Source organism: Saccharothrix ecbatanensis (genome assembly GCF_014205015.1).
GTDB classification, from domain to species: domain Bacteria; phylum Actinomycetota; class Actinomycetes; order Mycobacteriales; family Pseudonocardiaceae; genus Actinosynnema; species Actinosynnema ecbatanense.
On sequence record NZ_JACHMO010000001.1, the window covers coordinates 2411213 to 2429177 of the forward strand.

At 71.3% G+C, this 17965-nt stretch carries 20 protein-coding genes; 11 read left to right on the forward strand and 9 right to left on the reverse strand.

Going from position 1 to position 17965, the window contains the following annotated elements; all coding sequences use genetic code 11:
• Positions 1-6: 6 nt before the first annotated feature.
• Together F4560_RS10340 and F4560_RS10345 are read right to left on the reverse strand one after the other, a co-directional pair.
• Complete coding sequence (locus F4560_RS10340) at positions 7-198, reverse strand: CDGSH iron-sulfur domain-containing protein (RefSeq protein ID WP_184918991.1); 192 nt, start codon at positions 196-198, stop codon at positions 7-9.
• Entirely contained in the window at positions 182-829 is a 648-nt protein-coding gene (locus tag F4560_RS10345; protein WP_184918993.1) for a HemK2/MTQ2 family protein methyltransferase, read from the reverse strand. The genes F4560_RS10340 and F4560_RS10345 overlap by 17 nt, the downstream gene beginning before the upstream one ends.
• Positions 830-948: 119 nt before the next feature.
• Between F4560_RS10345 and F4560_RS10350 the strand changes: the two genes are divergently transcribed.
• The 7 genes from F4560_RS10350 to F4560_RS10380 all read left to right on the forward strand — a co-directional run bounded on the left by F4560_RS10350 (position 949) and on the right by F4560_RS10380 (position 6954).
• Positions 949-1713, forward strand: a complete 765-nt coding sequence (locus F4560_RS10350) for an alpha/beta fold hydrolase (protein WP_184918995.1) — start codon at positions 949-951, stop codon at positions 1711-1713.
• A 226-nt stretch (positions 1714-1939) separates the two neighbouring features.
• Positions 1940-3067, forward strand: coding sequence for an endonuclease (locus F4560_RS10355; RefSeq protein WP_376775420.1), 1128 nt, complete (start codon positions 1940-1942; stop codon positions 3065-3067).
• Between the two features lie 150 nt (positions 3068-3217).
• Positions 3218-4093, forward strand: coding sequence for an LLM class flavin-dependent oxidoreductase (locus tag F4560_RS10360; RefSeq protein ID WP_184918997.1), 876 nt, complete (start codon positions 3218-3220; stop codon positions 4091-4093).
• Between the two features lie 78 nt (positions 4094-4171).
• A complete protein-coding gene (locus tag F4560_RS10365; RefSeq protein ID WP_184918999.1) occupies positions 4172-4348 on the forward strand; it encodes a hypothetical protein in 177 nt (58 codons plus the stop codon).
• A 372-nt stretch (positions 4349-4720) separates the two neighbouring features.
• On the forward strand, positions 4721-5029 hold the full coding sequence (locus tag F4560_RS10370) for a hypothetical protein (protein WP_312869030.1): 309 nt from the start codon (positions 4721-4723) through the stop codon (positions 5027-5029).
• A gap of 43 nt (positions 5030-5072) precedes the next feature.
• On the forward strand, positions 5073-6320 hold the full coding sequence (locus F4560_RS10375) for a nucleotide sugar dehydrogenase (protein WP_184919001.1): 1248 nt from the start codon (positions 5073-5075) through the stop codon (positions 6318-6320).
• Between the two features lie 91 nt (positions 6321-6411).
• Complete coding sequence (locus F4560_RS10380; protein ID WP_246477770.1) at positions 6412-6954, forward strand: EF-hand domain-containing protein; 543 nt, start codon at positions 6412-6414, stop codon at positions 6952-6954.
• A 59-nt stretch (positions 6955-7013) separates the two neighbouring features.
• Here the strand turns inward: F4560_RS10380 and F4560_RS10385 are convergent, their stop codons facing one another.
• Genes F4560_RS10385 through F4560_RS10415 form a run of 7 tightly spaced genes read right to left on the reverse strand, consistent with a single transcriptional unit; the run spans position 7014 to position 13215 of the window.
• A complete protein-coding gene (locus tag F4560_RS10385; protein ID WP_184929037.1) occupies positions 7014-7427 on the reverse strand; it encodes a DUF6917 domain-containing protein in 414 nt (137 codons plus the stop codon).
• Positions 7427-8329 (reverse strand): Gfo/Idh/MocA family protein, encoded by a 903-nt coding sequence (locus F4560_RS10390; protein WP_184919005.1) that lies wholly within the window; start codon positions 8327-8329, stop codon positions 7427-7429. The genes F4560_RS10385 and F4560_RS10390 overlap by 1 nt, the downstream gene beginning before the upstream one ends.
• Entirely contained in the window at positions 8326-9378 is a 1053-nt protein-coding gene (locus F4560_RS10395) for an Ldh family oxidoreductase (RefSeq protein ID WP_184919007.1), read from the reverse strand. The genes F4560_RS10390 and F4560_RS10395 overlap by 4 nt, the downstream gene beginning before the upstream one ends.
• Positions 9375-10079, reverse strand: coding sequence for a hypothetical protein (locus F4560_RS10400; protein ID WP_184919009.1), 705 nt, complete (start codon positions 10077-10079; stop codon positions 9375-9377). Before F4560_RS10400 ends, F4560_RS10395 begins: the two co-directional genes overlap by 4 nt.
• The gene (locus tag F4560_RS10405) at positions 10076-11356 is read right to left on the reverse strand and encodes a M20/M25/M40 family metallo-hydrolase (protein ID WP_184919011.1); all 1281 of its coding nucleotides are present in this window, start codon (positions 11354-11356) and stop codon (positions 10076-10078) included. The genes F4560_RS10400 and F4560_RS10405 overlap by 4 nt, the downstream gene beginning before the upstream one ends.
• A 13-nt stretch (positions 11357-11369) precedes the next feature.
• Positions 11370-12188 (reverse strand): sugar phosphate isomerase/epimerase family protein, encoded by an 819-nt coding sequence (locus tag F4560_RS10410; RefSeq protein WP_184919013.1) that lies wholly within the window; start codon positions 12186-12188, stop codon positions 11370-11372.
• On the reverse strand, positions 12178-13215 hold the full coding sequence (locus F4560_RS10415; RefSeq protein WP_312869034.1) for a Gfo/Idh/MocA family protein: 1038 nt from the start codon (positions 13213-13215) through the stop codon (positions 12178-12180). Before F4560_RS10415 ends, F4560_RS10410 begins: the two co-directional genes overlap by 11 nt.
• A gap of 270 nt (positions 13216-13485) precedes the next feature.
• Between F4560_RS10415 and F4560_RS10420 the strand changes: the two genes are divergently transcribed.
• Genes F4560_RS10420 through F4560_RS10435 form a run of 4 tightly spaced genes read left to right on the forward strand, consistent with a single transcriptional unit; the run spans position 13486 to position 17954 of the window.
• The gene (locus F4560_RS10420; RefSeq protein ID WP_246477771.1) at positions 13486-14586 is read left to right on the forward strand and encodes a DegT/DnrJ/EryC1/StrS family aminotransferase; all 1101 of its coding nucleotides are present in this window, start codon (positions 13486-13488) and stop codon (positions 14584-14586) included.
• Positions 14583-15710, forward strand: a complete 1128-nt coding sequence (locus F4560_RS10425) for a DegT/DnrJ/EryC1/StrS family aminotransferase (RefSeq protein ID WP_312869036.1) — start codon at positions 14583-14585, stop codon at positions 15708-15710. Before F4560_RS10420 ends, F4560_RS10425 begins: the two co-directional genes overlap by 4 nt.
• A 10-nt stretch (positions 15711-15720) precedes the next feature.
• Positions 15721-16644: a UbiA family prenyltransferase gene (locus F4560_RS44295; protein WP_184919017.1), complete on the forward strand. Its 924-nt coding sequence runs from the start codon at positions 15721-15723 to the stop codon at positions 16642-16644.
• Positions 16641-17954, forward strand: coding sequence for an NAD(P)/FAD-dependent oxidoreductase (locus tag F4560_RS10435; RefSeq protein WP_184919018.1), 1314 nt, complete (start codon positions 16641-16643; stop codon positions 17952-17954). The genes F4560_RS44295 and F4560_RS10435 overlap by 4 nt, the downstream gene beginning before the upstream one ends.
• The last annotated feature ends 11 nt before the right edge of the window (positions 17955-17965 follow it).

Here is a 17965-nt window from a genome sequence, read left to right on the forward strand (position 1 = left end):
GATCCGTCAACGACGCTTGCGGTGGCTGGTGTCGCACAACGGATAGCGCTTGCTGCGCCGGCACGCGCACACGGCGACGACGAAACGGTCCGAGCACACCACCGTCCCGTCGTCCAGCCGCAGTTCGACCGGCCCTTCCACCAGGACCGGTCCGCCGGGCACGACCGTCACCACCCGGGCTTCACGCGGCGTCGGCACGGATCACCACCAGTTCCTCGTGTTCCTGGCCGTCCGCGATGAGGTCGCGCCGGGCCAGCCACCCGGCCCGCTGCCGCATCACGGGTCCGAACGGGACGGTGCGACGGGCAACCACCGATGCCTTCAGCCCACCACCGCGCAACTGTCGCAGCGTCACGTCCGAATCGCACAACGTCGAGTGCACGATCAGCCCCATGCCCTTGGCCGCCAACAACAACGGCATCACGGAGCACAACCGGTCGAGCACGGAGCGTCCCCGCGGTCCCGCATCCCAAGCCCTCGCACGTCCACGTTCCGGCGTCGACGGGCTCGGCACGTACGGGGGATTAGCCGTGATGACGTCGAACTCGTCGCTGCCGACCAGGTCGCCGAAATCACCGCGCCGCACGCGCACCGGCAGACCGCGCAACCGCGCGTTGACCCAGGTGGCAGCCACCGCACGGCGGCTCAGGTCGACCGCCGTGACGTGACCCGCACCGGCCAGCCCGGCGGCGATCGCGACCGCGCCGGTGCCGGTGCACACGTCCAACACGCGCCCGCCACGCGGCATGCCGGCGCCGGCCAGCGCCTCGGCGATCAACCAGGTGTCCTCTTGTGGCCGGTACACACCCGGCGGCCTCCACAACAACATGGTCTTTGGTTCCCGAAGCCACGGGCGGCAAACGGGTGCGCGGAAAGGGAATGGACCGCCCGGTACGGGGAATCCTCTTGTGCCCGAACAGGCTCAGACCGCCGGAACAGGGAGGTCGGATGGGCGTGGTGGAGGCGGCGCGCGAAGCGGCCAGGGAACAGGTGCTGGTGGCCATGATGCTCGGCATCCCCCGTCTGCTGGGCGATCCGGCGTGGCGTGCCGCCGAACCGGACGAAGGCCGTGGCCTCGGTGTGCTGCTGGCGCCGGGGTTCGGTTTCGGGGACCGGAGCCTGCACCTCACCGCCACGTGGTTGCGCAAACGCGGTTACGTTCCCATCGGGGCGAGGATCGGCCTGAACGTGGGCTGCACGACCGAGTTGGTCGACCGGCTGGAACGCCGGTTGGCGGCGCACGTCGAGGCGACCGGCGGCAAGGTGGTGCTGTTCGGCCAGAGTCGCGGCGGCGGGCTGTGCCGACTTCTCGCGGTGCGCAGGCCGGAGTTGGTGCGTGGCCTGGTGATGCTCGCCAGCCCGGTGCTGGACCAGCTGGGCGCGCACCCCAGCGTGGTGCGGGTGGCGCGGAAGTTGGCCAGGCTGTCGGCGGCGGGCATTCCGGGCCTGCTGGACCAGGACTGCTTCGCGGGCACGTGCTACGAAACGAACTCCACGGCCATGGCCCGACCGCTGGAGGTGCCCGCGATCGCGGTGTTCTCCCGCAACGACCCCATCGCGCCGTGGGAGCTGTGCGCGGACCCGTGCGCGGACTGCGTGGAGGTGGCCAGCAGCCACACCGGCATGAGCCTGGACCCGGAGGTGTACCGGCTGCTCGCGCCACGACTGGCGGCCTGGGCCAGGATCAGCGAACCCGCCCCACGCGCCGGCTGAGCCAACCTCCACGATCGGGTGCCTGCCGCTCGTTTGAGGCCAGTGGTCTTTATAGCTTCAGTGTGGACTAATTCTTATCTCTTCCCGAACGGTTCGTTGATCATTCACTCGAACGAGTGATCTTCCATGGGATCCTGCCGAGGTGCGGCCACCCTGCGCCGCCGCGCCCGGGAGGAGACACCCCATCGTGCGATCCCTGCTGAATCCGCTTGCCGTCGTCGTTTCCGTGGTCGCCATAGCGGCGGCCCTGCTGATCCCCACCGCCGCCGCTGCCACGCCGATCACCGTCGCGCAGGCCATCGGCCAGCAGACCGGCGCGTCCGCCACCGTCCGCGGTTACGTCGTCGGGCAGCCCACCGCCACCAATACCGTGGTGCGGTCGAACTTCCCGTCCGACTACGCGTTGGCGCTGGCCGACACGCCCACCCAGACCAGCACGAGCCAGATGCTGTACGTGCAGATCACGTCGGCGTTCCGGGCCCAGTGGGGCCTGCGGACCAACCCCGGTCTGCTCGGCGCGCGGATCGACGTGACGGGCCCACTGAACGCGTACTTCTCGCACCCGGGCCTGACGTCCCCGACCGCGTTCGCCCACGCGGGCACGTCGCCGACCACGACGACCGCACCGACCACCGTCACGACCACCACGAGTTCCGGTGGCGGCTACGACACCACGTACTACCGCAACGCGATCGGCAAGACCGGCTCGTCGCTGAAGACGGCGTTGAACGGGATCATCCGCACCAACACCAAGCTGTCGTACGACCAGGTGTGGAACGCGTTGAAGGTCACCGACCAGGACCCGAACAACAGCGCGAACGTGATCCTGCTGTACTCGGGGCGTTCGCAGAGCAAGACGCTCAACGGCGGTGACCCGAACGACTGGAACCGCGAGCACGTCTGGGCCAAGTCGCACGGCGACTTCGGCACCGCGACCGGTCCGGGCACCGACATCCACCACCTGCGGCCGACGGACGTGTCGGTGAACTCGGAGCGTGGGAACAAGGACTTCGACATGGGTGGTTCGCCGGTGGCCGAGGCGCCCGGCAACTACACCGACACCGACTCGTGGGAGCCGCGCAACGCCGTGAAGGGCGACGTCGCCCGGATGCTGTTCTACATGGCCGTGCGGTACGAGGGTGGCGACGGCTACGTGAACCTGGAGATGAACAACAACGTCAACAACGGCACGGCGCCGTACCACGGCCGGCTGTCGGTGTTGCTCCAGTGGAACGCGCAGGACCCGCCGGACGCGTTCGAGAAGCGCCGCAACCAGGTCATCTACGACACGTACCAGCGCAACCGGAACCCGTTCATCGACCACCCGGAGTGGGCGGCGTCGATCTGGGGCTAGACCCTGTCCGGTCCGACGACAACGCCTGCCCTCGCCGCCTCACACGCGGCCGGGGCAGGCGTTTCTCGTGCCGGATGAGTATTCGGCGTTGACTGTGAACGCGAACTCTGTTCGACTGAACAGGACGTCTGTTCAGTAGGGGGTTGGGTCATGAGGGTCGGGATCACCATCCTGCCGGAGTACCGCTGGGCCGAGGCGAAGCCGCGGTGGCAGGCGGCGGAGGCGTACGGGTTCGCCCACGCGTGGACGTTCGACCACATCGGCTGGGGGCCGCTGGTCGACCACACGTGGTTCGGCTCGGTGCCGACGTTGAGCGCGGCGGCGCAGGTGACCTCGCGGATCGAGTTGGGCTTCATGGTGGCGTCGCCGAACTTCCGCCACCCGGTGCCGTTCACCAGGGACGTGACGGCGCTGGACGACCTGTCGGACGGACGGTTGACGGTGGGCGTCGGCGCGGGCGGTCTGGGCGGGTACGACGTGGAGGTGTTCGGCGGCGGGACCGCGCCGGCCAGTCGATCACGCCGGTTCGAGGAGTTCGTGGAGCTGCTGGACGCGTTGCTGACGCGGGAGCGGGTCGACTACTCCGGCGAGTACTACACGGCGGTAGACGCCCGCAACGCGCCTGGTTGCGTCCAGCGCCCGCGGACGCCGTTCGTGGTGGCCGCGAACGGTCCGAAGGCGCTGGCCCTGGCGGCGAGGCTGGGTCAGGGCTGGGTGACCATCGGTTCGCACTACGACACGTTGGACGGGTGGTGGAAGTCGGTGGCCGAGTTGCCGGCCCGTTTCGACGACGCGTTGGCCGCGGAGTCCCGGCCGTCCGCCGAGGTGCGCCGTTTCCTCCAGACCGACGCCGCGCCGCTGTACGCGTTGTCGAGCATCGAGTGCTTGCGCGACTTCCTGGGTCGGGCGGACGAACTGGGCTTCACCGACGTGCTGCTCCCGTGGCCGAGGGAGTCGGGTCGGTTCGCCGGTGACGAGGCGATCCTGGACACCGTCGCCACCGACGTCCTGCCGACCCTCTCCTGACCGACCGCTGTCTGCCCGGTTGGCTGTCCGGGCCGCCGTGACCGGGACCGGTTCGTCGCCGACTTCGAGCGCGAGGCCGTGCGCTTGTTCGACAGCGTGGTGGCCGGCAGCGCCGAGGTGCGCTCGTTCGTGACGCCCCAGGAGATCGCCGCCGGTTCGCTGTCCCAGGCCCGCAAGATCGAGGTGATGCGGGCGATGTGCGACGCGAGTCAGGCCGGCGGCTCCGTTGCGCCAGTTGCCGAAGGCTGCGCGTAGGGCGGACTGTCCGTTGTAGATGGTCGTGGGCTGTGCCGACCGAGCCCGAGCATCGACAGCGCCTTGTAGACGCTGGAGTGCGGCGCGCGCCGGAGCACACCTTCGTCGGTCCGCCATTTCGGGCTTCGTGACGCCTTGCATCCGCTCTCTGTCTTGATCGACGAGCAGGACGGTCGGATGTCGCCCGAACTCGTGAACTTTGGCGGGTTTCCGGTCCCCGACACCCACAGCGGCCACGTGTGATGTGACCGACCGGATGAACCTTCGCCGAGGGCCGCAACCTGGCCGAGTGGTGTTCGGTCCGGGCACCACTCTTAGCTCTGGGTGACTGTTAGCTTGCGGACAGCAATGAATCCAGACGAGGAGGCGATCGTGAAACGCAGGTTCGGTGTCGTGCTCGGCGGGCTCGCGTCCGTCATCCTGCTGGCTCCGCTCGCCCCGCCGGCGCAAGCGGCAACCGGGCAGGTTGCGGTGTTCTCGGTCGAGTTCCTTCCACTTGAGACCTATGAGAACCCCAGGGGCTGCAAGGTACTTCCGGCCGGCGCGCACGTGTTGGCAAACCTGACCGACGGCGACGTGACGATCTTCAGCGACCAGCTGTGCCTCACGCCGGCCATGGTCACGGTGCCGGCGGGGTACGGCACGCACGTGCCGTCGCTCGGCGCGGCGTTCCGCGCCTGAACCCTGTCCGCGCAAACGAATCCGATGAAGTGGAAAGGCGCAAGTGTCCTTCGATCTGGTCGTGGTCGGAGTCGGCTACGTCGGGCTGCCGCTCGCGGCGGCGGCCACCGCCGGGGGTCTGTCGGTGGCCGGGTACGACACCAGTCCGGACGTGGTCCGTACCCTCACCGAGGGCCGCTCGCACGTGCTGGACGTGCCGTCCGCCGAGCTGCGGGTGATGCGCGCCAGGGGTTTCACCCCCACGACCGACCCTTCGGTGATCGCCGGGGCCGACACCGTGGTGATCTGCGTGCCGACCGGTTTAGGCGCCGACGGTCGACCTGACCTGGGTGCGGTCCGTGCCGCCGCCGAGACCGTGTCCGAGCACCTGAGGCCCGGCACGCTGGTGGTCCTGGAGTCGACCAGCTTTCCCGGCACCACCGACGAGGTGCTGCGGCCCGTGCTGGAGCGGCACGGTCTGCTTGCCGGAGAGGACTTCCCGCTCGGCTACTCGCCCGAACGGGTCGACCCCGGCAACCGGCACTACGGCATCCGCAACACACCCAAGGTGGTGAGCGGGCACACGCCGTTGTGCGCGAAGCACTGCGCCACGTTCTACAGCCGGTTCGTCGACACGGTCGTGGTGGCGCGCGGCACCCGTGAGGCCGAGATGGCGAAGCTGCTGGAGAATACCTACCGGTACGTGAACATCGCGCTGGTCAACGAGATCGCCGTGTTCTGCGACCGGATCGGCGTGGACGTGTGGGACGTGCTGCACTGCGCGGCCACCAAACCGTTCGGCTTCCAGCCCTTCACCCCCGGGCCGGGCGTCGGCGGGCACTGCATCCCGATCGACCCGCGCTACCTGCTGGACAAGGCCCGCCGTGAAGGCGCCCGGCTCGGCGTGGTGGAGGCCGCGCGGCTGGTCGACTCGGCGATGCCGTCCTATGTGGTCGAACGCGCGGTGCGGTTGCTGGCCGATGAGGGCGTGCCGGTGGAGGGTGCGCGGATCCTGCTGTTGGGTGTCTCCTACAAGGCCGATGTGCCGGACACGCGTGAGTCCGCCGCGTTCCGGATCGTCGACGAGCTGTGCGCGCTCGGCGCGGTGGTGGGCTACCACGACCCGGTGGCCGGCGCCGTGACCGCGCTGGGTCCGCCCGTCGCCGACCTCGACTCCGCGCTGCGCACGAGCGACGCCACCGTGCTGCTCGTCGCGCACAGCGGCTACGACCTCGGCCGCCTGGCCAGGAACGCGCGGCGGCTGCTCGATGTCACGGGCAGCGTGCCGGGAGGGGAGGTCATGCGCCTCTGAGACGCCCCGACGGGGGAGCCGGTCCGGAGACCGGATTCGCACGCCGATTTTCGCTGGAACAACGTTTTTCACACTGAGGAGAATCCCCGAAATGGTCATGTCCACGACCGTCAAGAACGATCGGCTCAAGAAGCGCTTCGAGAAGTGGGACGTCAACGGCAACGGCCGGATCGAGAAGTCCGACTACGAGGCCGAGGCGCACCGCATCATCCAGGCGTTCGGCGAGGACCCGGCGTCCCCGCAGGCGCGGGCGCTCCTCGACGCCTACGTCTCCATGTTCGAGTTCCTGGCGACCAAGGCCGGGGTCAGCGTGAACGGCGCGATGACCGAGGACCAGTTCCTGAGCGTCGTCGAGGCGCAGGTGTTCGCCGAGGGCGACGCCGGCTTCAACCGCGTGATCCGGCCGACCGTCGCGGCGATGGTCGGGCTGTGCGACACCGACGGCGACGGCGAGGTCAGCCCGTCGGAGTTCCGCAGGTGGCTGGAAGCGATCGGCGTGGACGCCTCGTCCGCGGTCGAGTCCTTCCGCACGATCGACGTCAACGGCAGCGGGACGTTGACCGTGGACGAGCTGGTGGCCGCGGTGCGCGCCTACCACTTCGGCACCCTGGACGTGCCGCTCCTCGGTCACTGACCTGACGCACACGAACGGCGCCCCGGGGACGATCCCCGGGGCGCCGTTTCGCGTGAAGGTCAGACGGCGGGAACGACCGCCGGGCTGAACACCACGCCCATCTCGGGCCGCAGGCCGAGTTCCGGGCCGGTGCGCGGGGTGGGGGTGCTGATCAGGATGTTGTAGTGGTTCGGGTGGTGGCAGGCGTCGAACCCGAGCACGGTGCCGACCAGACCGCCGTCGCACCACACCTCGTCGCCCCGGTCGATCACGCCCGCGTTGGCGATCTCCACGAACCCGAGGAACGCGACCCGGTCGACGCGCGCGCCCGGCGTGGTGTCGTGGTGGTCGGTGGTCACCAGCTCGTGCACCTCACCGCGGCGCACGCAGCGGCTCGCGTACGGCTCCAGGCTCATCCCGCGGTCGTCGCGGCGGTGCACCAGGACCTTCACCACCCTGCTGCCGACCGCCCGCTTGTCGCCGTCCTCCAGCATCACGCGCCCTCTCGTCGGTATGCCTCGTCCACCAGGTCCAGCGCGGCCAGGCCGCCGTCCCGCCACGCCGGACCGAGTGCCACGGCGTGCGCGAAGTCGTGCAGCACGCCGGTGTACTCGTGCCACAGCGAGCCCTTGAACTCGTCGAAGCCGGCGAGCATGTCCGCCCGCAGCGCGGTTCCGTCGGTCAACCGGACCGTCACGTCCTTCGTCTCGCCCGGGTGCGACCAGTCCAGCTCCACCGTCGCCGGCGCGGTCCCGCGCACGTGCAGCACGGCATGCCGGTCGACGCCCGCCGTGCGCGTGATCCGCACCGACTCCAGCGTCAGCTCGCCGAGGAACAGCCGGACCAGGTCCAGCGCGTTCGGCCCGTTGTCCGCCACGCACCCGCCGCCGGACCGGGCCGGGTCGAGGTACCAGCGGTCGCGGCCGACGTGCTCCTCGATCCGTTCCAGGTAGCGCACGGTCAGCTCGGCGATCGGCGCGCCGCCGGTCAGCTTGTCCCGCAACGCCAGCACGTTCGCGTTGTACCGGCGGTGGAACGCGGTGAACAGCGCCACGTCCCGCGCCCGCGCCGCCTCGGCCACCGCCAGACCATCCCGCAGCGTGGTGGCCAGCGGCTTTTCCACGCACACCGGCAGCCCGCACGCGATGGCGTCGAGCGCGACGCCCGCGTGGACGTCGTTCGGCGCCGTCACCACCACCGCGTCGAGGCCGCCCGCGTCGAGCATCGCGCGATGTGACCGGTACACCGGCACGCGGTGCCCGGCGGTCGCCTGTTCGTCCGGATCGCACACGGCGGCCAGTTCGAAGCGCGGCGAGGAGGCGATCGCGGCCAGGTAGAACCGCGAGATCACCCCCAGCCCCACCACGCCCAACCGGATGATCTGGTGCCCGGTCATCCCGCCTCCCTCAGCTCGGGCGCGACCGCGCGCAGCTCCTCGTACAACTCCACCGGCACCGGAACGCCGTGCGCCCGCCGCCACCGCGCCCGTTCACCCTCGTGCCACCCCGGGTACGACACCGCCTTGCGCGGGTCGACGGGCAGCGCGCCCACCACCGCCCCGAACAGCGCCGACGCGTCCTCGGCGAACCCGGACCGCAGCGCCGACGGTGCGAACGCCAACGCCGTCACCCCGATGTCGTCGTCCTGCGACACCGACGACGTCGGTCCCGTCGTCGCACCCGGCACCAGCGCGGCCAGCACCTCGACCAGCAGACCGAGCCCGAAACCCTTGTACGCGCCCGTTTCCGCCGCGCCGCCCAGCCACAGCAGGTGGCCGTCGCCCCGGTCGAACGCGGCCGGGTCGGTCACCGGCGTCCCGTCGTCCGCGGCCAGCCACCCCGGCGGGATCTCCTCACCGGCCCGCGCCGCCGCCCGCACCCGTCCCGTCGGCACCACCGTCGTGCTCATGTCCAGCACGAACGGCGGCCGGTCACCCGCCGGGCAGGCCAACGCCAGCGGGTTCGTGCCCAGCATCGGCTCCCGACCGCCCGGCGGCCGGGCGATGCGCTGCCCACCGCAGTTGGAGACGATCAGCCCCACCATGCCGTGCGCCGCCGCCCGTGCCGCGTGGTGCCCGGCGCACCCGATGTGCGTCGCGCCGCGCAACGTGACCATGCCGATCCCGTACCGGGCGGCCCGTGCCGCGGCCAGCTCCATCGCCTGGGACGCAGACCACAGCCCGAGCGCCTTGCGCGCGTCGGCCAGCACGGACGCGCCCAGGTCGGCGATCACCGCCATGTCGGCGGCCGGGTCCGTCCGGCCCGAGTCGAACAGCGGCAGGTACAGCCTGGTCAGGTTCACCAGCCCGTGCGTGCTCATCCCGGTCAGGTCGCCGTGGCACAACGCCTCCGCGGCGACCGCGGCCCGGTCGGGCGGCATCCCGCGCTCCCGGAAAACACCGGTGACGGTGGCCAGCAGGATCGGATAGGGCACCAGGACGGTCATGTTCCTGCTTCCAATTCCTTGATCAGGGTTGATCGGTTTCGGATATTTCGCTCTCCACACCGACAGTGACCTGCGGTGTTGGAGTCCTGGTCCGGCAGTCTGGACCGTCGGCGATCTCGTTCCTGGATGATCTGCTTCACCCGCGTGTGCGGGGGTGTGCAGGCCGATGTCGGAGTCGGCGGCTCGAGCCAGGATGTTGATCGCAGCGGCGTGGTCGGCGTGCCACACGGCCCCGCATTTCGCGTGGTCGCCGCGTTCGGCGGCTTTCTCCGCGATGCCACAGAGCTTCGCTCGCCGCGCGTTCTTCCTCTTCCGGTGGTCCGATTCGCTGGTCGGCAGTTCGCCCAACCCGGTGTCGTGGCGGTGGCCGTCCGATCGGTGAGGACTTCGCTGTAACCCTTGTCCACGCCGACCTCGCGGTTGCCACGGGGTCGCTTCGACGATGTCACCGTGGCCGCGTCGATCGTGTAGTGCACCTCGACCCGGTTGTTACGAAGGATCAGCCGGAGTGTCCCGGTGGGGGTCCACGTGTCGATCCACCGGTCGCGGATGACGCGGTCCCTGATACCGGCCCCGTTGATGGAGCCGTGCTCGCGCCACACCATGGACCGGATGACGCCGAGCCGCCGTGCCTGCTCCGCGAGTTGCTTGAGCTTGCCGGCGTTGAGGTCCGCGGAGTAGGCGACGCGGGTGACCTTCACCGGCCACCACCGTCGAACTCGTCCTTCAGCGCCTTCTCGCAGGTCGCCTTTCCGTTCCGCGCGAACCGCACGACGACGTCCCGCACCACGTCGGTGAACCGGTCGAGGTCGGCGACGTCGGCGTGTTCGCCGCGCGCGTGGGCGTTGTTGGCGTCCAGCGATCCGGGGCCGAGGACGGCGGTCCGCGCGCCGGGCACGTCGGCGAGCCAGATCGCGTCACAGGTGAACGCGGGCTCGTGCGCGGGCCAGCGCGGGACCACGCCGTCGAGCAGCGGCACGTCCTGGGGCGGTAGGGCGGGCAGGCCGCGTTTGCGCCACTCCAGCCGGGTGATGGCGGCGGCGTCGACGGCGGTGCGGTGGAATGGCGGCACACCGCGGAACCGGGCGGTGAACTCGGCCAGCCCTTCGCGCAGCGCCGCGTCCAGCGCCACGGCCAGCACCCGCGCGGACGCCGTGCTGCCGTACGACAGGTTCAGCAGCAGCTCACCGGACCCGTACACGCGGTTGTGCATGCGGCCGGTGTGCAGACCCGCCACGCACACCTGACCGTCGGGCACCCGTCCGGCCAGCGCGCCCGCCACGTGCTGGGCGAGGAAACCGAGCAGCACCGACGCGTTGTGCCCGGCGTGCGGCCGGTCGTCGATCGCGTCCTCACCGCGCACCCGCACGCACGCCGTCATCGCGGCGGTGGACCTGGGCAGGTAGCGCAGGCCGGTGGGCTCGCAGAACACGTTGAGGCTGCCGTGGAACCCGGCCTCGACCAGCGGACGGGTGCCGAACACGCCCATCGCGCCGCCCTCCTCGCCGGACACGGCCTGGACCAGCACGCTCACGTCCCGACCGACCGCCGGATCGGCCAGCGCGGCGCGGATGCCCGCCAGCAACGCCACCGCCGGGCCCTTCGCGTCGATCGCGCCGCGGCCGTGGAACCGGACGCCGTCGAAACCGGCCGGCTCGAACGGCGCGACCGTGTCCAGGTGCACGTTGAACATCACCGTCGGCTCGGCGTCGCCCACGCGCAGCACCAGGCTCGGCTGCCGTTCCAGGAAGTCCGGGTCTTCGGCGATCGCCTCGCGCACCACCGCGGGCACGTCGTGCCGCAGCACGTCCGCTTCCCGGGCCGCGCCGAGGTGGACGGTCCGCAGCCCGAATTCCTCACCGGCCTCCGCGTACGCGTGCACCGCGTCCCACAGGCGAACCTCGGCCGTCGTCTCCAACGGACCGGCGGTCGGCAGGGCGAGCAACGTCAGCAGCAGGTCCCGATCCTGGTCGATCACCGCACGAACCCGATCACCGCACCAGCCCGGCCATCGCCCGACCGGCGGCGACGAACGCGAACGCCGCGTCGGGGGCGAGCGCGCCGGACGCGTGCGGCAACAGCGACACGTGCGGCTCCAGCGACCACGCGCCCTGATAGCCGTTGGCGCGCAACAACTCCACGCAGTCCGCCACCCGGGCCGACCCGGAGCCGGGCAGCACGAACCGGTCACCGAGGGCGTCCTTGACGTGCACGTGCTCGACGTGCGCGACGACCTCCCTCAGCAGCGCGTACCCGTCGTAGCCGTGCGCGACGCCGTTTCCCGTGTCGAACAGCAGCTTCAGCGCCGGGTTGTCCACCGCGGCCAGCAGCTCCAGCGCGCGCTCGCCGCTCATCCCCGCCCAGCCGGAGCAGTTCTCGTGCAGCAGCACGACACCGGCCGCCTCGGCGCGCTCCGCGAGGATGGCCACCCGCGTGATCACCCGGTCGCGCCACCGCCGCTCGGACAGGCCCGCGTTCGGGTACGACATGATCCGCACGTACCGGGTGCCCAGCTCGGCGCACCGGCGCAGCAGCACGTCCAGCTCGGCCAGGTCCTCGTCGAACGGCGTGACGACCGGGCGCGCCCAGCCGCCGATCCGCGACGCCAGGCACACCACCCGGACCTCGCACGCGGCCAGCGTCTTCGCCACCACGGCGAACTCCGCGTCGTCCAGGTCCGCGACCGCGCGGTGGTCGACCGTGCGCAGCTCCATGTGCGACCAGCCCAGCTCGGCGAGCACCGCCAGCTGACCGGCCAGGTCCGGCGCCGCCTCGTCGGTGATGCCGGCCAGCACGGGGTCAGCGGACATGGACGGCCACCGGGCCGGGCGACGCCTCACCGCGCGCGGTGGGTATCACCGGCTCGGCGCAGATGTTCTTGGCCACCGACAGCAGCTGCACCACGTCCGTGGCGAACGCGAACCCGCGGGCGTGCTGGTCACCGCCGGCGACGAAGAGCCGGTAGGCGCGGATCATCCACTCGGTGAGCGAATCGTCCCGCAGCACCTCGTGCTCGCTGCGCCCGTTGACCGTCACGGTGAGCTGCGAGTGGTCGTCGTCGTCGCTCACCGCGTAGTGGCCGACCGCGCTGCCCCGCTCGAACTCCACCGTGATCCGGCGCTCCCGCACCGGCGACGTGAGGTCGGAGCTGATCTCCGTGCGCACACCGCTGTTGTGCCGCAGGCCGATCCGCGCGCCGCCCATCCGCGGCACCACCACGTCACCCACGGTCAGGTCGTACCCGGCGGCGTGCGTGACCCGGGCACTGCCCGCGAGCCGCAGCGCCAACGCCACACCGTGCGGCAGCTCCACGTCGAACGCGGTCAGGTGGCTCGGCCTGGTCAGCGAACGGCGGAACCGCGGCTTGTTCTGCACGATCGAGATCGCCCTCGGCTCGCCGAGCGTGCCGCCGCGGACCAGCTCCGTCAGCCGCACGGTCAGCGAGCTGGTCAGCCACGGCTCCACGACCGCGATCCGCAGGCCGTACTTGCGGCGCAGCCTGGTCAACCGGGCGAGGTCGTCGGTGTCGGCGGCGAGCGGCTTCTCCGAGATCACGTTGCGGAAGCCGCGTTCGGCCAGCTCGACCATCACCTCGGCGCGCACGGTCGGCGGGGTGCACACGTGCGCCACGGTGTCGGCCGGGTCGAGCAGCGCGGCGGCCTCCGCGAGGCTGCCCGCCATCGCCAGGCCGGGTCGTTCCGCCGGCAGCCGCCGCGGGTCGCACGCCACGATCGGCCGGTCGTCGAACAGCTGTCGGACCGAGGTCCGCGCCCTGGTCAGCACCGGCAGGTGCAGTTCCGCCCCGGCCCGGCCCAACCCCACGACGAGTGTCCGCACTATGTGAGCCCTGTCTTGTCTCGTCCGCTTATCGAAGGCATCAGGAATGGCGATCTCAATTGAGTGACGGTGCCGACGTTGTCCCAAATCGGGTAGGGCTGTCAACTCAGGACCGGTGAGTTGACCAGGAAGAGTGAACTCCCCCGTGCTCGGGGGTTCGTCCGGTCGCCTGCCATACGCTCGCTGCCGAAAGCGGTGATCGCGGAGGTGAGTGCGCTGACCGTGCCATTCTTCACGCAATCGGCGACATTCTCTGAAATGTGGCCGACAATGCGCAGGCACATTGTCGAAGTGGTCGAGAACGGCAAGTTCTCGCACGGGAGCAAAGTTCTCGAACTGGAAAGCGCGTTGGCCGCGTACACCGGGGCCGCGCACGTGATCGGGGTGAACAGCGGCACCGACGCGCTGGTCCTGCTGCTGCGCGCGTGCGGGCTGCGCCCCGGTGACGAGGTGGTGGTGCCGGCGTTCTCGTTCATCGCGTCGGCGTCCTCGGTGGTGCTCGCGGGCGGGCGGCCGGTGTTCGCCGACGTCGAGCCGGACGGCTACGGCCTCGACCCCGGCTCGGTCGCCGCCGTCGCCGGTCCGCGCGCCCGGTTCGTGATGCCCGTGCACCTGTTCCACCACCTCGCGGACATGACCGGGCTGGGCGAGGTGGCGCGCGGTCTCGGCCTGACGGTGGTCGAGGACAGCGCGGAGGCGATCGGCATGCGCTACGACGGCGTGCACGCGGGTCTGCTCGGCGCCGGGGGAGTGCTGTCGTTCTTCCCCACCAAGACCCTCGGCGCGCTCGGTGACGCTGGCGCGGTCGTCACGAACGACCCCGACGTCGCCGAGGCGGTGGGCGCGCTGCGCCACCACGGGCGGTTCGGCCGCACGATCGACAACTTCCCCGGCATCGCCACCACCACCGGCCTGGTCGGCGTGAACAGCAAGATGGACGACGTCCAGGCCGCGGTGCTGCTGGCCAAGCTCGGCCGGCTGGAAGAGGACATCCGCCGCCGTGCGGTCCTGGCCGAGCGGTACGCCGAGGCGCTGGCCGGTGTGCCGGGCGTGCGGAAGCTGCCGTCAGTGGTCACGCGCCGGGGCAGTGTGCGCGGCGTCTTCTACGTCTACGTGGTCGAAGTGGACCGGCGGGACGAGCTGGCGGCGCACCTGGCCGGGCTCGGTGTCGGCACGGAGACCTACTACCCAGTGCCGATGCACCTCCAGCCGTGCTTCGCCGACCTCGGCCACCGCCCCGGCGACTTCCCCCACGCGGAGGCGGCGTGCCGTCGCACGCTTGCGTTGCCGCTGTACCCGGATCTGCCGCCCGGCGACGTGGACCGGGTATGCGACGCGATCCGCTCCTTCTACCTCGGACGGCGCGCGTGACGATCCAGTTCTTCCCACCGGACCTGTTCGACCGCGACCTGCTGCTGGAGGTGGTGGAGCAGGTCGGGCTGACCGCGGACCAGAAGTTCATCCTCGGCGAGCGCACGGCGGAGTTCGAGGCGGTGCTGCGGGACTCGCTCGGCGTCGCGGACGCGGTGGCGTGCGGCAGCGGCACTTCCGCGTTGACGCTGGTGCTGCACGCGATGGGCGTGGGGCCGGGCGACGAGGTGATCGTGCCCGCGTACGGGTGCGCGCCGCTGGCGTCCGCGCCGTTGCTGCTGGGCGCGACGCCGGTGTTCGCCGACGTGGACCCGTGGACGATGGTGGTCGACCCGGCCGAGGTGGACAAGCTCGTCACCGAGCGCACGAAGGTCGTCATGCCCGCGCACATGTTCTCGGTGATGGCGGACATGCCCGCGTTGCGGCGGATCGCCACCGCGGCGGGCGCGCGGCTGCTGGAGGACTCCGCGGTCGGGCAGGGCGGTGTGCTCGCCGGTCGGCCCGCCGGGACCTGGGGCGACGCGGGCGTGTTCTCGTTCGTGCAAGTCAAGACGTTCGGGATGCCCGGTGAGGGCGGCATGGTCGTCACCGGAGACCCGGCGCTCGGCCGGGCGGTGCGGATGCTGCGCAACCACGGCCAGGACGGCGGGCAGCGGTTCGTGCACCACCGGGTCGGCTACAACAGCCGGTTCGACGAGGTGATGGCCGCGTTCCAGCTGCGCCGGTTCGCCACCCTGCCCGACCGGTTGGAACGGCGGGCGCGGATCGGCGAGTACTACACCGACCGGTTCGCCGGGCTGGAGGGCCGGGGCGTCCTCGCGCCGCCGCCGGGCCGGGACGGGCGCTGCTTCTACGTCTACTCGCTGCTGGCCGACCGGCGTGACGCGCTGCGCGACCACCTGACCGCCCGCGGCATCGGCACGCACATCTACTACCAGGCCCCGCTGCCGCGCCAGCCCGCGTTCGCCGGGCACGCGCAGCCGGACCGCGACTGGCCGGCCGCCGCATCGGCCGCGCGGCGCCAACTGGCCATCCCGATCCACCCCCACCTGACCGACGCGGAGGTGGAGCACATCGCCGACGAAGTCTGCCGGTTCGCGGCCACACCCGGTCCCACGGCCTGAGGAGGCCCCGATGACGACCACCGTCGCGCCCGGATCCACCGGTGCGTACGTGAAGCTCGCCAAGCTCGACATCGTCGACTACTACCTCGGCGTCCTGGTGGTGTGGGCGCTGCTCGCGCCCGCGCTGCGGCTGGACGGCGGCGTGCTGGCCACGATGGGGGTGTTCCTGGTCGGCGAGGTGTTCGTGATCGTCGCGATGGTCGCCCTGGACGACCTCACCGGGTACCGGGACGGCAGCGACATCGCGAACTACGCCCCCGACGCCCCGGCGCGCAAGCTCAACCGCAAACCGCTCGTCGCGGGCACCCTCACCGAGCCGCAGGTGCTGCGGTTCGGGCTGATCACGGCGGTGGTCGGCGCGGCGGTGTGGCTGGGCGCGCTGGCGATCGCACCACACCGTCCGATGTGGACTCTTGTGCTGGTCGCGGTCACGTACTTCTTCGCCCTCCAGTACTCGTGGGGCGTCAAGCTGAGCTACCACGGCTTCCAGGAGTTCTTCCTGGCGGCGTTGGGCTGGGCGCTGGTGATCGCGCCGTACGGCCTGGTCACCGGCGGGGTGGACGGCGTGGTGGTCGTGCAGGCGCTCATCTTCGGCCTGGGGCCGCTGCTGTTCGGCGTCTACTCCAACACCAACGACGTGGCGGGCGACCGGCGGGTCGGCCGGCCGACGGTGGCCGCGCTGACGTCACCGCGCGGGAACATGCTTTTCGTCGCGGGCGTCTCGGCGTGCGAGCTGCTGCTGATCCTGGCGCTGCCGCTGGTCGGCGGGCCGTGGTGGTTCCCGCTCGCGCTGCTGCCCACGATCCTGTTGCGGGCCAGGCAGTTGCGGGTCGGTTTCGGCGAGGGCGACATCCTGCGGGCCCGGCGGATCGGCATCGACGTGCACCGGGTGACCGTGGTGACGCTGGTCGTGGTGAACCTGGTGGTCCGGTGACCGACCTCGACGTGGCCGTGATCGGCGGCGGGATCGCCGGGTTGGCCGCCGCGCACGAACTGACGCGGGCGGGCCGCGAGGTGCGGGTGTTCGAGGCGGCGGACCACGTCGGCGGGCGGATGGCGACGCGGCGGGTGTCCGGGTTCGTGGTCGACAGCGGCGCCGAGCAGATCTCCACCCACGGGTACCCGCACACGTGGGAACTGTTGCGGCGCCTGGGTCTCGACACCGTGCCGAAGATCGGGCGGCAGCTGGGGGTGTGGCGTGGCGGCCGGGTCCGGCGAGGGCTCGCGCACCCGCTGGGGCTGGTCACCGGCGCGGGGCTGTCCGTCCGGGCGCGGGCCGACTTCCTGCGGGCGAGCCGGGCAAACGGGGTCGACACCGAACGTCCGGAGGCGTCCCCGCTGGGCACGGCCACCGTCGCGGAGTTCGCCGCGCCGTGCCACCGGGACGTGCTGGAGTACCTGTGCCAGCCGGTGGTGTCCGGGTTCTTCGGGTGGCAGCCGGAGCGTTCCGCCGCCGCGCCGTTCCTTGGTCTGCTCGGCGCGATCGGCCCCTCCACGGCGTGGCGTGCCTACGACGGCGGCATGGACGTGCTCGCGCGGGCGCTCGCCGCACGGCTGGACGTCACCACGTCGTTCCCGGTGCGGGAAGTGGTGACGGGGCAGGGTTCCGCCAGGGTCAGCGGTGACGGCACGGAGTTCCGCGCCCGGTCCGTGGTGCTGGCTGTGCCCGCGCCCGTCGCACGGCAGGTCCACGTGAACGCCCCGGCGTACGAACGGCCGTTCCTGGACGCGTGCACGTTCACGCCGATGGTGAAGGTCCACGTGATGCTCGACCACCGCCCCGAGTCGCCCGTGTACGTGATCGCCGTGCCGCGTTCGGAGAGCCCGTCGGTGTCGGTGGTGCTGTTCGACCACCTCAAGCACCCGGACCGGGCGCCGGACGGCCGCGGCCTGGTCACGGTGATCGCGAGCCCGGCGATGGCGCCCGCGCTGCTCGACCTGCCGGACGACGAGGTGGTGCGCGTGCTCGCGGACGAAGCCGGCCGGTTCGTGCCGGGGCTGCGGACGGGCGTCACGGGATCGGTCGTGCACCGGTTCCGCCACGGCCTGCCCGAGGCCACACCGCGTGCCCTCGCGTTGCGCGGTGAGTTCGAGTCCCGCATCGGCGGGGTCGTGGACTACGCGGGGGACTGGGTGACCTTGATCCCGTACAGCGAGGCCGCCGTGCGATCCGGCCGCCGGGCCGCCGCCCGGGTGCTCGCCCTGAACCCGTCGTACACCGGCACGAGGAGGCAGCTCAGGTGAGGCCGCATGAC